Genomic DNA, 13,099 nt, shown 5'->3' with positions numbered 1-13,099 from the left:
CTATCCACTACGCGTTTGTGCGCTCGACTGGTTGAGTCAGGGCATGGATTTCGCCGATGCCCTGCATCTTGCACGATCAGCCGATTGCAGCGCATTCGTGACATTCGATCGCAGGCTTGCACAACACGCCAAGACTCTGTCGCTGCTGCCCGTGATCGTGCCCTGACGGGCTATCCGGACAGCCAGTTTGGCTATGCGCCCAGCGCCTCGGCGATCAGCGCGCGGGTGTTGGCCAGGCCATACAGCGCGATGAAGCTGCCCATGCGCGGGCCCTGGGCTGATCCCAGCAGCGTTTCGTAAAGCGCCCTGAACCAGTCGCGCAACGATTCAAAACCGAACGCTTCGGTCTTGCCCACTTCGTAGACGACCGTCTGGAACGCTTCGGCTCCGGCATCGGGCGCCATGCCCGCAAGCGCTCCATCCAGTGCGGCCAGCGCGGCCGCCTCGTTGGGCTGCGGCTTGCGCCGTTGCAACGTCGGCGCGATGAAATCGCGGTTGTATGCCAGCGCGCGGGTCACCAGCGCGTCGAGCGCAGGGTGGGCCGCCGCATCGGCATTGGCGACATAGTTGCCCAGGTACGACCACACCTGATCGCGGCTGGCACCCGCGCCCAGCACGCCGACCAGATTGAGCAACAGGCCATACGTCACCGGCAGGCTGTCACCCGCGCCGCCGTGATAGCCATTGGTGCGCAACAGATGCCACACCGGATTGCCGAGCTGCTGTTCGACCGGCTGCGCGGACAATTTTTCGCGAAACTGCCAGTATTCGTCCGCCGCGCGCGGGATGACCCCGACATGCAGCGACTTGGCGCTCTTGGGCTCGCGAAACAGGTAGAACGCCATCGCCTCTTCGGTGCCGTATTCCAGGAACTGTTCGATCGTCAGGCCATTGCCTTTCGACTTCGAAATCTTTTCGCCCTTTTCGTCGAGAAACAGCTCGTAGATCAGGCCATCGGGCCGCCGGCCGCCCAGCACTTGCGCAATCTTGCCCGATTGCGTGCCGCTGTCGGTCAGGTCCTTGCCGAACATTTCGTAATCGACGCCCAGCGCGACCCAGCGCATCGCCCAGTCGACTTTCCATTGCAGCTTGGCTTGCCCGCCCAGCACGCTGTGTTCGATCGCCGTGCCATCCTCATCGGTAAAGCGGATCAGGCCGGCATCGGCATCGACCACTTCGATCGGCACCTGCAGCACGACGCCTGTCTTGGGCGAAATCGGCAGAACCGGCGAATAGGTTTTGCGCCGTTCCTCGCGCAAGGTCGGCAGCATGATCGCCATGATCGCATCGTAATGGCGCAGCACGTTTTTCAACGCGTCGTCGAACGCGCCCGCATCATACCGCTCCGACGCCGCGACGAACTCGTAGTCGAACCCGAACTGGTCGAGAAATTCGCGCAGCAGCGCGTTGTTGTGCGCGGCAAAGCTGGCATGCGTGCCGAACGGATCGGGAATGCGCGACAGCGGCTTGCCCAGATTGGCCGTCAGCATGTCCTTGTCGGGCACATTGTCGGGCACTTTGCGCAACCCGTCCATGTCATCCGAAAACGCCACCAGCCGCGTCGGTGCGGGATTGCCATCGGCGTCGCGGGTCAGTTCCTCGTACGCGCGGCGCACCAGCGTCGTGCGCAACACTTCGGTAAACGTGCCGATATGCGGCAGGCCCGAGGGGCCATAGCCGGTTTCGAACACCACCGGCACCAGCGCCCCTGTCGCATCGCGCTTGCCCTGCGGATAGCGCTTCAGCACTTTGCGCGCTTCTTCAAACGGCCAGGATTTCGATACCTGCGCCGCCTGGTGAACGGCATCGTCGCGAAGAAGGGCGGGCTTGGTGGTGGTGTCGGTCATGACGCCGGCCAGACGCGATTACGCCCGGATTTGCAAGAGATGACTGAGCCACCGACTCCGACCACGTTTCCGAGCAAAAAAACCGGCGCCAGAGGCGATGGCCAAGGCGCCACCTTCAAACCATTCCGTCATCCCGGACTTGATCCGGGATTGTGCTTCTTTTGGCGCAACCGATGTCCGCACCGGAAGCAAAGAAGAAGCACAATCCCGGATCAGGTCCGGGATGACGAATTTAATGTTGGCGCAAAGCGCGCTCAGGCGCGCAAAATCAAACCCGCCTGGGGCTTATGCGCGCGGATTTCCTCTTCGCTTAGGCCGCAGATTTCGTGCGGGAACACCAGCCATTCGTCGGTCTGGTGGATATAGTAATCGGGTTGCAGCGCCGTCTGGTTGCGCTTGGGCTTCCAGTACACGGTGGCGATGCGGATTGCGCGCGGGGTGTTGTGCCGGCAGCGTGCCCGCAGCTCCTGCAGCGTCGCCTCGATCGAGCGGCCGGAATCGAACACATCGTCGACGATCACCAGCCGGTCGTCGGGCAACAGCGTATCGACCAGATAGCCGAGCGAATAGACGCGCACTTCGGCATTCTGCCGGTCGATCCCCGCGTAGGATTTGGTGCGTATCGCGATATGGTCGGCCTCGATCCCGCGATATTCCAGCAATTCCTGCACCGCGATGCCAACCGGCGCCCCGCCGCGCCAGATGCCGACGATATGGGTGGGCGCAAACCCGCTGTCGGCGATCAGATTGGCCAGCCGAAACGAATCCTCGAGCAGGCGATCGGCAGTCAGCCAGACTTTTTCGATGGCAGCAGCGACGTTTTCCATCGGCAACTAAGGCCACAAGCCTGACGGCGATGCAACATCGGATCATGGCGGCGACGTTTACATTCGGCGGTCCGCACGCCAGACGGGTGGATGATGGAATCGTCCCTGCCCCCTGCCCAGCCGATCCTGCCGCTGGCCCTGCCGGCGCTGCATGCCAGCCACGGCGGGTGCTGGATCGATAATGGACGAGCGCATGGTCAGGGGGGCGATACGTTCGCGCGCCAGGTCAGCAAGGGCGATGCGATCATCGCTGCCGCCGAGCCCGGGCTGATCGTGCTGAACGCGCCGCTGGTGGCCAGCCGGCTGGGCTATCCCGATCTGGCGGGGCTCGATCTGCTCGAACTGTTCGCGTTCATATTCCCGGCGCGGTTCATGGTGCCCACCCCGCGCGGGCTGGCGCATGTGCTCGACCTGCCCGAGCCGCAGGGCGATGCGGCGGTGCCCGCGTTCCTGCGCCTCGCCGCCGCCGCGCTGATTGCCGAAACCGCGCGGCCGGCCTGGCAGGAACGCGAAGGCGCGTGGACCGTGCTGCAGACGATGATCCGCCTGCACTGGCCGTGGGCGCCGCATCTGGTGCAGACGATCCGCCGGCCCGAACGCGCCGAACGCTGGCTGTTCACCCGCCTGCCCGAATGGGAAGAAGCGCCCGCCCGGCCCCAGCCCGCGCAAGTCGTGCTCGAACCCGACGCGATCGCGACGCGGCTGGCCACGATTGCGGGCAGCGATGCAGAGGACCGCCCGGCGCAGCGCCAGTTTGCGCAGGAAGCAGGCCGCGCCTTTGCGCCGCGTGGCCGCACGCGCGAACCGCATGTCGTGCTGGCGCAGGCCGGCACCGGCACCGGCAAGACGCTTGGCTACCTCGCACCCGCGTCGCTATGGAGCGCGGCCTCGGGCGGCACGGTCTGGGTTTCGACGTATACCAAGGCCCTGCAGCGCCAATTGCGCCGCGAAAGCCGCCGCGCGTTCGCCGATCGCGCGACAGGAGAACGCGCCAACGTGGTCGTGCGCAAGGGCCGCGAAAACTACCTGTGCCTGCTCAATCTGGAAGACGCGTTGCAGGGCGGGTTCCAGGGCCGCCCGGCGATCATGGCGCAACTGGTCGCGCGCTGGGCGGCGTATAGCCAGGATGGCGACATGGTCGGCGGCGATCTGCCCGGCTGGCTGGGCACGCTGTTCCGCCGCCGGGGCATGGCCGCGCTGACCGACCAGCGCGGCGAATGCATTTATGCCGCATGCCCGCATTACCGCAAATGCTTCATCGAACGCGCGAGCCGCGCCTCGGCAGAGGCCGACCTGGTGATCGCCAACCACGCGCTGGTGATGATCAACGCGGCGCGCGGCCGCGAAACGGGGGGCCAGCCGACGCGGATCGTGTTCGACGAAGGGCATCATGTGTTCGATGCCGCCGATTCGACCTTTGCCGCCGCGCTGACCGGCGCCGAAACGATCGAACTGCGCCGCTGGGTAATCGGGCCGGAAGGCAAGTCGCGTGGCCGCCGGCGTGGCCTGGCCGCACGGCTGGCCGATGTCGCCAGCTATGACGAGGACGGCGGGCGCGCAATCAGCCGCGCGCGGGAAGCCGCCGAAGCGCTGCCCGGCGACGGCTGGCTGGGGCGCATCGGCGAAGGCATGGCAACCGGGCCGATCGAGCACTTGCTCGCCGCGGTGCGCGATGTGGTTCACGCGCGCGATGAAAGCGGCGGCCAGGATGCGGGCTATGGCCTGGAGACCGAGGCCGCCGGGCTCGATCCCGCGACGATTTCCGCCGCCGGTGTCGCGCACGATGCGCTCGAGGCGCTGCGCCAGCCGCTGGTGCGCCTGGGCACCCGGCTGGAAGCGATCCTGACCGATCCGCCCGACTGGCTCGATGGATCGGCGCGCGCGCGGATCGAGGGCGCGCGCGGGTCGATCCAGTGGCGCTGCGACACACTGGGCGGCTGGATCGCGCTGCTGGCACGCCTCGGTGGCCCGGCCGATCCCGATTTCGTCGACTGGCTGGCGGTCGATCGCTCCGAAGGGCGCGAATGGGATATCGGGCTGCACCGGCGCCATCTCGATCCGATGAAACCGTTTGCCGCAACCGTGCTGGCGCCCGCGCACGGCGTATTGATGACCAGCGCCACGCTGTGCGATCGCCGGTCGATCGATGCAGGGGCAGAGCCCGACTGGGCCGGCGCGGTCGCGCGCAGCGGCGCACGGTATCTGTCGATCGAGCCGCGGCGCTTTGCTGTAAACAGCCCGTTCGATTACGCCGCGCAGGCGCAAGTGCTGATCGTCACCGATGTGCCGCGCGGTGACATCGCTGCGCTGGCCGGTGCCTATGCGCGCCTGATCGAGGCCTCGGGCGGCGGCGCGCTGGGGCTGTTCACCGCGATCCGCCGCTTGCGCGGCGTCCATGGCCGCATTGTCGACCGGCTCGCGCGCGCCGGGCTGCCGCTGTATGCGCAACATGTCGATCCGATCGACACCGGCACGCTGGTGGATATATTCCGCGACGATCCGCGCGCTTCGCTGCTGGGCACCGACGCCCTGCGCGACGGGGTCGATGTGCCCGGTGATTCGTTGCGGCTGGTGATGATGGAACAGGTGCCCTGGCCCAAACCGTCGATCCTGCACCGCGCGCGGCGGCTGGCGGGTGGCGGACAGGCGTATGACGATGCGATCATTCGCGCGCGCCTGGCGCAGGCCTTTGGCCGCCTGATCCGCTCGGATGCCGACCGGGGCACATTCGTCGTGCTGTCGTCGGCATTTCCGTCGCGGCTGATTTCCGCGTTTCCGGCGGGCACGCCGGTGCGCCGGGTGACGCTTGATGCGGCTTTACAAAGCATCGTCGCCAGTGTTTCTGGGCCTGTCGCGGGCGCCATCGCGCCTGCTGTATCCGGGGACCCTGCCTGAAAACGCTCGCGCTGATCCGCCATGCCAAATCCGACTGGTCCGATGCGCGGGCGCGCGATTTCGATCGCCCGCTGAATGCGCGCGGCCAACGCGGCGCTTTGGCGATGGGCCGCCATGTGCAGGGCGGCGGCTGGCGGTTCGACCGGATCATCGCCTCGCCCGCGGTGCGCGTGGCCGAAACGATGGAGATCGCCAGTCAGGCCTGGGGCCGGACATTCCCGATCGAATGGGACCGGCGGATATATCTCGCAAGCTCGGCGACATTGATGGACTTGCTGCGCGACATTACCGGCAATCCGGGCAACCTGTTGATGGTCGGCCACAATCCAAGCCTCGAAGACCTGATCTTCGACCTCGTGCCCGATGATGGCAGCAGTCCTCTGCGCGAAATCGTCGAGCAGAAATTCCCGACCGCGACATTTGCCGTGCTCGAATGCGCGATCGACCGCTGGGCAGAGCTTGCCCCCGGCTGCGCGCGCCTTACGCAATTGACTCGCCCGCGCGATCTCGATCCGACCCTGGGCCCCGAATTGATGGATTGATCATGACCATTGCCGAAGCCACGCCCGAACTCGATGACGCGCCCGAGTTGGCGCACCTCGCCGCGCACGACCGCGCATTCCTGGGCCATCCCAAGGGCCTGGGCTATCTGGCGGTGGTCGAAGGGTGCGAGCGGTTTTCGTACTATTCGATGCAGACGCTGCTGACGCTGTATATGGTCAAGTACCTGTTGTTGCCCGATCATATGGCACATGTTGCAGGCCTGGGCTGGCTGGCGGAGCATTGGTATCACAAAGACGCGCAGCCGCTCGCTTCGGCAATATTCGGCGATTACACCGCGCTGGTGTATCTGACGCCGATCCTTGGCGGGTTTGTCGCCGACCGCTGGCTGGGCCGGCGCGCGACGCTGATCGCGGGCGGGCTGATCATGGCGCTGGGCCATTTCCTGCTGGCGATCGAAGGCGCGTTTCTGTTTGCGCTGGTCGCGCTGGTCGCTGGGGTGGGCCTGTTCAAGGGCAATATCGCCAGCCAGGTCGGCGAATTGTACCGCCCCGGCGATCTGCGCCGCGCAATGGCGTTCCAGATTTTCTACATCGCGATCAATATCAGCGTGGTCGCCGCGCCGCTGATTTCGGGCACCCTGGGCGAACGGTATGGCTGGCACTGGGGCTTTGGCTGCGCCGGCGTGGTCATGGTCGCCGGATTGCTGATCTACCTGGCGGCGCGGCCTTGGCTGCCGGCCGATGTCCGCCCGGCCGATGTGCGTGTTGCCGGCAGCACCGCCCTGCGCGCCGCGCTGGCGCCGGGCGATGGCGCGCGGATCCTCGGGATCTGCCTGCTGGTACCGGTCATGGCGGTCGCGCTGCTGACCAACCAGGAGATTTTCAACGCCTATCTCGTCTGGGCGGATGCGGCGTTTCAGCTGACCTTCAATGGCCAGACACTCCCGACCAGCTGGATGATCACGATCGATGCCACGCTCAGTTTCTCGATGCTGATCGTGGTGGCGGCGTTCTGGAAATGGCGCCTGGAGCGCACTGGGACCGAGCCTGACGAACTGGGCAAGATGATGATCGGCAGCGTGTTTTCGATGCTGGGCGGGTTGTGCCTGTGGTTTGCCGCTGCCCATGCCGGCCCGGGCAAGATCGGGCTGTTCTGGCCGGTGATGTTCCACCTGTTCAACTCGATCGGCTTTGCGCACATCCTGCCGGTCAGCCTGGCGCTGTTCACCCGGTTGGCGCCGCGCGCGATGAACGCGACGATCACCGGGATCTATTACCTGGCATTTTTCGCGGCGAACAAGATCGTGGGCGTGGTCGGCGGCTGGTATTCCTCGATGTCCACGCCGCAGTTCTGGCTGCTGCATGTCGCCAGTGCCGGGGTCGGCCTGGTGGCGTTTGCGCTGTTCAAGGTAACCTTGGCGCGGCGCCTGCTCGCTTAGCCCCCTTCAAGGAAGGGGCTTACCCCATTTCATGAATCCGCCAGTGCGGCCGCCAAACGCGCCTGGATCGCGCTCAAGTGTGCGCGCAACACAGCCATTGCGGTGACAATCGCCATTTCGGGCTCGTCGCTGTCCACAGCCAAATCAACCGCCGCCGGCGCCATCAGCGCCAGACGCGCGCCGCGGATGGTGTATCCCTGCCCGTGCACCAGCCCGTTGATCCGGCGCAGCAGCGCGATATCCTCGGGCCGGTAATAGCGTCGCCCGCCCGCGCGCGTCAGCGGGCGCAACATCGGAAACTGTTCTTCCCAATAGCGCAACACATGCTGGCGCAGCCCGAGCGCTTGCGCGACTTCGCCAATCGTGCGCAGCGCATCGACGTGCTTGCCATCCCGGAACGTGCCGTCCGGCCCCGCCCCCGGCACCTGCCTGCCCTGCGCCGCACGTTTGCGCGGGCTTGTTCCGGGATCAGCCGGATCGTTCATGCAGAAGGGTTCAATCGCCCGCGCAAATTCTGTCCTTCAGCATCTGGCTGGCGCGGAACGTTAGGACGCGGCGTGGCGTGATCGGCACTTCGATGCCGGTCTTGGGATTGCGACCGACCCGTTCGGCCTTGTCGCGCAGCAGGAATGTGCCGAAACCCGAAATCTTGACATTTTCACCCTCGGCCAGCGCGTGGCACAGATGATGAAGAATACTTTCGACCATATCCAGCGATTCAGCACGCGACAGACCCACCCGGCGATTGATGCCTTCGGCCAGATCCGCTCGCGTCAAAGTCCCAACTGACCGCATCAGATACTCCCCCCTAATTGTATCAGTTTACCATTGCCCCATTACAGGAATAACGGGTTTTCGGGCAATGGCAATGCGTTACGCGCCCTACCCACCGCGCCCTTTTTTACCACGCACAGGGGCGAAATGTACCGAAATCAGACGCGCGCGAGCACCGCGCCCCACGTGAACCCGCCGCCCATCGCCTCGAACATGACCATATGGCCCGGCCTGATCCGGCCGTCGCGCACAGCTTCGTCATAGGCGAGCGGAACCGAGGCAGCGCTGGTGTTGGCATGATGATCGACCGTGACGATCACCTTTTCGGCCGGCAGCGACAGCTTGCGCGCGGTGGCATCCAGAATGCGGTAATTCGCCTGGTGTGGCACGACCCAGTCGAGGTCGGCCGACGTCATTCCGGCCACCGCCAGCACTTCGGCCAGGACGCTGGCCAGGTTCACGACGGCATGGCGAAACACCTCGCGGCCCTTCATGCGCAGTTTTCCCACAGTCTGCGTGGTCGACGGACCGCCATCGACATACAGCATGTCGTTGTACGCGCCATCGGCGTGCAGCCGTGTCGCGATGATGCCCGGTGCGGCCATGTCATCGGCATCGCCATCGACCGCTTCAAGCACCAGCGCGCCGGCGCCATCGCCAAACAGCACGCATGTCGTGCGATCGTCCCAATCGAGAATGCGGCTGAACGTCTCGGCGCCGATCACCAGTGCGCGGCGCGCATTGCCGCCGCGCAGCAAAGCATCGGCCGTGGTCATCGCATAGAGAAACCCCGAACACACTGCGGCGACATCGAACGCAATCCCGCCATTACAGCCCAGATTGTGCTGCACGATCGTGGCACAGGCGGGAAATGTCTGATCGGGCGTCGCGGTCGCCACAATGATCAGGTCGATATCCGATGCAGCAATCCCGGCCGCCGCGATCGCGCGCTGCGCCGCCAGAGTCGCCAGCGAGCTTGTCGTTTCGGACGCGTTGGCGATGTAGCGTGCGCGGATACCGGTGCGTTCGACGATCCATTCGTCGGTCGTATCCACGCGCTTCGCCAGTTCGGCATTGGTCACACAGGTTTCGGGCAAAGCGGAGCCACTGCCGCGAATAACCGAACGCCGCACGCGTTGGCCGCTCATGCATCTCTCTCCGAATTGGCCAGATCTGTCGCTTCGGCTGGCTGACTGGTTCTGGCCGACCGCACCGCCATCTGGATTTTTTCCGCGCCGACATCGGCCAGATCGGCGGCGATGCGCTCGGTCAGGTTTTCCGACAGCAGCCGCGCGGTAATTTCGATCGCATGGGCCACGCCGCGCGGGCTGGCACTGCCATGGCTTTTGACGACGACCCCGTTCAGCCCGACGAACAGCGCGCCATTGTGATTGTTGGGGTCGAGCCGGTTGCGGAGCAATTCGGTAGCCGGGCGCGAAATCAGGAAGCCGAATTTCGACCGCAGCGAGCTGGAAAAACTGCGCCGCAGCAGGTCGGTGACGAACCGCGCCGCGCCCTCCATCGCCTTCAGCGCGATATTGCCCGAAAATCCGTCGGTCACGACGACATCGACATCGCCCCGGCTGATCTTGTCCGCCTCGATAAAACCGTCGAAGGTCAGCGCCAGCGCGGCATCGACATCCTTGAGCAAGGCCGCCGCATCGCGCAGATCTTCGGTGCCCTTGGTTTCCTCGCTGCCGATATTGAGCAGGCGTACGCGCGGGCTGGCCAGGCCATTGGCGATTCGCGCATAGGCCGCCCCCATGATCGCAAACTGCACCAGATTGCGCGCGTCGCATGTCGTATTGGCGCCCAGGTCGAGCATGACCAGGTCGTGGTCGCCAAGCGTTGGCACCAATGCCGCCAGCGCCGGCCGGTCGATGCCGGGCAACGTGCGCAGCGACACTTTGGCCATCGCCATCAGCGCGCCGGTGTTGCCCGCGCTGACTGCAGCACCGGCATCACCCTGCTTTACCGCATCGATCGCCAGCCCCATCGATGTCGTACGCGCGCGGCGCAACGCCTGCGTCGGCTTTTCATCGCCGGTGACGACATCGGGGGCATGACGGATCTGCGTCCGCGCGACCAGCGCGGGATAGCGGGCCATGGTTTCGGCCACGCGGGGCTCGTCGCCCACCATCAGGAATGTCAGGCGTGGATCGGCGTCCAGCGCCAGCGCCGCGCCGGCGACCATTACGCTGAGCCCTTCATCGCCGCCCATCGCGTCAATGGCGATACGCGGCAGGCTCATCCAAGGTCCCCTCTGACGCGATCGGTCTGCCGGTCATAACGATATTGTGTGACACAATATCTGCTTGCGGGCAGATCCGGCAATGCACGCCGGTATTTAGCGAAGATGCACTTTGCGAAGAACTGACGGCCCGGCCCTTGCGACCCACGCCGTCGTTCAAAGTCCTGCGCACGCCGAATCACCCCGGCGCGCGAAGCCCCGTATCAGGCGCCGATCGCGATCACTTCACGACCATTGTAATGGCCGCAAGCATTGCACAGGCAATGCGGACGCTTCAGCTCGCCACAGTTCGAGCACTCGTGGAAGGCTTCAACCTTCAGCGCATCGTGGCTGCGACGCATCCCACGGCGGGAGGGCGATGTTTTTCGCTTTGGGACGGCCATTTCGGCACCTGTTCCTGATTGATCAAAGTTTACGGATTACGGCGCGATAGGCAAAACCGGACAGCCAGACAACCCCCGCGAACCAAATTGCATGATGGCACACAGGAGGGGCCGAACCGACTGGTACCAATCGCGGGCGAAGGGGGCCTATACGCAATTTCAGATGATTTGCAAGACGGCCTGCGATAGATGACGCACAAGACGTCGCCGCACCAGAGCGTGCGCCGGCCATGGGGGATTATACGATGATGATTTTGCCGATTTCGCTCGCCGCGGCGGGTGCTGCCGCGCTGATCAACCTGTGGCTGTCGATCCGCATCGGCTCGCTGCGCGCGGCGAAAAAAGTGTCGGTCGGCGATGGCGGCGACGAAAGCCTGATGCGCCGCATGCGCGCGCAGGCCAATTTCATCGAGAACACCCCGATTGCGCTGATCCTGATCGCTGTGATCGAGGCCGCGCGCCCGATGAACCTGTGGCTGGCAATCATCGCCGGTGTGTTCATCCTGGGCCGCGTGGCGCATGGCGTGGGCATGGATGGCGGTACGCTTGGCCAAGGCCGCATGGTCGGCACGCTGACCACGATGCTGACGCTGCTGGGCCTGGGCCTGTGGGCGGTGGTGATTGCGGTCCTGAAATAACGCTTCCCTTCGTCATACCGAGGAGAAGCGTGACCCCGCCTACCCCGCCTACCCCGCCAGCACATCGTCTGCGACATACGCATTGGTTTGCCGCTCGCGTCCGAACGTGCTCACCGCGCCATGCCCCGGCACGAACGTCACATCGCTGCCCAGCGGCCATAATTTCTGCGTTATCGAATCGAGCAATTGCTGGTGATTGCCGAGCGGAAAATCAGTCCGTCCGATCGACCCCTGGAAAATAACGTCTCCCACGATGGCAAAGCGCGACGGCGCGTGGAAAAATACAACATGCCCCGGCGTGTGCCCGGGGCAATGCACGACATCGAGCACGCATTCGCCGATCGTCACAGTATCGCCGTCGTGCAGCCAGCGATCGGGCTCGAACACTTCGCCCGGAATGCCATAGCGCGCGCCGTCTTCGTCCAGCTTGGCGATCCAGTAGCGGTCGGCCTCCTCCGGTCCCTCGATCGGCACGCCCAGTTCGCGCGCAAACGCATGAGTTCCGCCGCAATGGTCGATATGGCCATGCGTCACGAGCAGCTTCTCGATCGTCACCCCGGTCTTGGCGATCGCCTGGCGCAACAACGGCAGATCACCGCCGGCATCGACAAACGCGCCGCGCATGGTTTTGGTGCACCACACCAGCGTGCAGTTCTGCTGCAGCGGGGTGACAGGCAGGATGGCGACTTTGAGCGGAGGCTGTTGCGGTTCGGTCATCGCGCCCTAGATGAGGCGACACGTGCGCGAGCGCAAGGCCATCAGATCCGGCCGCCCTTCCACACGACGCGCCCGACGATCGTCACATCCGCATGCGCGCGCACGCTGCGCGGATAGGCAGGATTGTCGCTGATCACCCCGATCATGCCCGCCGCGCCCTGCTCCAGCCGCTTGACCAGCAACACATCGTCGATCCGCACGACATGGATGCCGTCGCGCCACGGCCGCTGCGACCGGTCGACCAAGATCTCGTCGCCATCGCGCAACGTCGGCTCCATCGAATCGCCGGTGACCTCGATCACCGACAGTTGCGCCGGATCGAGCCCCAGCTTGCGCAGCCACTGCTGCCGAAACCGGAACCGCTCGCCTGCGTCCTCATCGGCCGCCACCGCCCCCGGCCCCGCCGAAGCGCCGAGCGCCAGGCGCGGAATATCGACCCACTCAGCCGAAGACATGCGGGCCCCCGGCCGGATCGTGGCCGTCGCCACCACCGGCGCACCGGGCGCGCCCAGTTCGGCCTCATCGACGCCGAAAAACGTCGCGAGCGTGCGCCGGTCGGTTTCCTCGAGCTTGCGCGGCGATCCCTTGCGCACGAACTGCTGCAGATACGCCGCATTGCGCCCCAGCATGGCCGACAGCGCCGACAGGCTGACCCCCCGGCCCGTTGCCAGCGCCATCAACCGATCGCGCACGTCGGCCTCGGTAGTGTCGGTGATCACCATCTCGGAACGGATCGTACCAGAACCATGGTTGACGATTCCTCACCCCAATCTCGAAGGATTTTTCCTAGACGGTAGATATTTTTATGTCAATCTAGGAAATATC

14 protein-coding genes are annotated in these 13,099 nt (G+C 65.0%); 5 read left to right on the top strand and 9 right to left on the bottom strand.

Going from position 1 to position 13,099, the window contains the following annotated elements:
* Positions 1 to 43: 43 nt before the first annotated feature.
* Complete coding sequence (locus ACOOE2_RS07995; RefSeq protein ID WP_420382487.1) at positions 44 to 166, top strand: hypothetical protein; 123 nt, start codon at positions 44 to 46, stop codon at positions 164 to 166.
* A 25-nt stretch (positions 167 to 191) separates the two neighbouring features.
* On the opposite strand, the gene ACOOE2_RS07990 is transcribed toward ACOOE2_RS07995, so the two are convergent.
* Both ACOOE2_RS07990 and ACOOE2_RS07985 read right to left on the bottom strand, forming a co-directional pair.
* Positions 192 to 1,847, bottom strand: a complete 1,656-nt coding sequence (locus tag ACOOE2_RS07990; protein ID WP_420382486.1) for a lysine--tRNA ligase — start codon at positions 1,845 to 1,847, stop codon at positions 192 to 194.
* Between the two features lie 254 nt (positions 1,848 to 2,101).
* Positions 2,102 to 2,674 carry a phosphoribosyltransferase gene (locus ACOOE2_RS07985; RefSeq protein WP_420382485.1) on the bottom strand — a complete coding sequence of 191 codons (573 nt, stop codon included), beginning with the start codon at positions 2,672 to 2,674 and terminating at the stop codon, positions 2,102 to 2,104.
* Between the two features lie 90 nt (positions 2,675 to 2,764).
* Between ACOOE2_RS07985 and ACOOE2_RS07980 the strand changes: the two genes are divergently transcribed.
* The 3 genes from ACOOE2_RS07980 to ACOOE2_RS07970 are packed head-to-tail and all read left to right on the top strand — an operon-like array spanning position 2,765 to position 7,511.
* Positions 2,765 to 5,569: an ATP-dependent DNA helicase gene (locus ACOOE2_RS07980; RefSeq protein ID WP_420382484.1), complete on the top strand. Its 2,805-nt coding sequence runs from the start codon at positions 2,765 to 2,767 to the stop codon at positions 5,567 to 5,569.
* A complete protein-coding gene (locus ACOOE2_RS07975) occupies positions 5,566 to 6,111 on the top strand; it encodes a SixA phosphatase family protein (protein ID WP_420384575.1) in 546 nt (181 codons plus the stop codon). The genes ACOOE2_RS07980 and ACOOE2_RS07975 overlap by 4 nt, the downstream gene beginning before the upstream one ends.
* Before the next feature lie 2 nt (positions 6,112 to 6,113).
* Positions 6,114 to 7,511, top strand: a complete 1,398-nt coding sequence (locus ACOOE2_RS07970; RefSeq protein ID WP_420382483.1) for a peptide MFS transporter — start codon at positions 6,114 to 6,116, stop codon at positions 7,509 to 7,511.
* Between the two features lie 29 nt (positions 7,512 to 7,540).
* Here ACOOE2_RS07970 and ACOOE2_RS07965 read toward each other — a convergent pair whose 3' ends face one another.
* The 5 genes from ACOOE2_RS07965 to rpmF all read right to left on the bottom strand — a co-directional run bounded on the left by ACOOE2_RS07965 (position 7,541) and on the right by rpmF (position 10,919).
* Complete coding sequence (locus ACOOE2_RS07965; RefSeq protein WP_420382482.1) at positions 7,541 to 7,996, bottom strand: MerR family transcriptional regulator; 456 nt, start codon at positions 7,994 to 7,996, stop codon at positions 7,541 to 7,543.
* Between the two features lie 10 nt (positions 7,997 to 8,006).
* Entirely contained in the window at positions 8,007 to 8,306 is a 300-nt protein-coding gene (locus ACOOE2_RS07960) for an integration host factor subunit alpha (protein WP_420382481.1), read from the bottom strand.
* A 137-nt stretch (positions 8,307 to 8,443) separates the two neighbouring features.
* Positions 8,444 to 9,433 carry a beta-ketoacyl-ACP synthase III gene (locus ACOOE2_RS07955; protein ID WP_420382480.1) on the bottom strand — a complete coding sequence of 330 codons (990 nt, stop codon included), beginning with the start codon at positions 9,431 to 9,433 and terminating at the stop codon, positions 8,444 to 8,446.
* Positions 9,430 to 10,536: a phosphate acyltransferase PlsX gene (plsX, locus tag ACOOE2_RS07950; RefSeq protein WP_420382479.1), complete on the bottom strand. Its 1,107-nt coding sequence runs from the start codon at positions 10,534 to 10,536 to the stop codon at positions 9,430 to 9,432. Before plsX ends, ACOOE2_RS07955 begins: the two co-directional genes overlap by 4 nt.
* Before the next feature lie 203 nt (positions 10,537 to 10,739).
* Positions 10,740 to 10,919: a 50S ribosomal protein L32 gene (rpmF, locus tag ACOOE2_RS07945; RefSeq protein ID WP_420382478.1), complete on the bottom strand. Its 180-nt coding sequence runs from the start codon at positions 10,917 to 10,919 to the stop codon at positions 10,740 to 10,742.
* A 245-nt stretch (positions 10,920 to 11,164) separates the two neighbouring features.
* On the opposite strand from rpmF, the gene ACOOE2_RS07940 reads away from it, so the two are divergent.
* Positions 11,165 to 11,557 (top strand): MAPEG family protein, encoded by a 393-nt coding sequence (locus ACOOE2_RS07940; RefSeq protein ID WP_420382477.1) that lies wholly within the window; start codon positions 11,165 to 11,167, stop codon positions 11,555 to 11,557.
* Between the two features lie 48 nt (positions 11,558 to 11,605).
* On the opposite strand, the gene ACOOE2_RS07935 is transcribed toward ACOOE2_RS07940, so the two are convergent.
* Positions 11,606 to 12,274: an MBL fold metallo-hydrolase gene (locus tag ACOOE2_RS07935; protein ID WP_420382476.1), complete on the bottom strand. Its 669-nt coding sequence runs from the start codon at positions 12,272 to 12,274 to the stop codon at positions 11,606 to 11,608.
* A gap of 41 nt (positions 12,275 to 12,315) precedes the next feature.
* Positions 12,316 to 12,996 carry a S24 family peptidase gene (locus ACOOE2_RS07930; RefSeq protein ID WP_420382475.1) on the bottom strand — a complete coding sequence of 227 codons (681 nt, stop codon included), beginning with the start codon at positions 12,994 to 12,996 and terminating at the stop codon, positions 12,316 to 12,318.
* Between the last annotated feature and the right edge of the window lie 103 nt (positions 12,997 to 13,099).

The sequence above is a fragment of the Novosphingobium sp. genome (assembly GCF_965214355.1).
In the GTDB taxonomy this organism is placed as follows: domain Bacteria; phylum Pseudomonadota; class Alphaproteobacteria; order Sphingomonadales; family Sphingomonadaceae; genus Novosphingobium.
The sequence above is the reverse complement of the archived record's forward strand: the minus strand, read 5'-3'. Positions and strand labels throughout refer to the sequence as shown.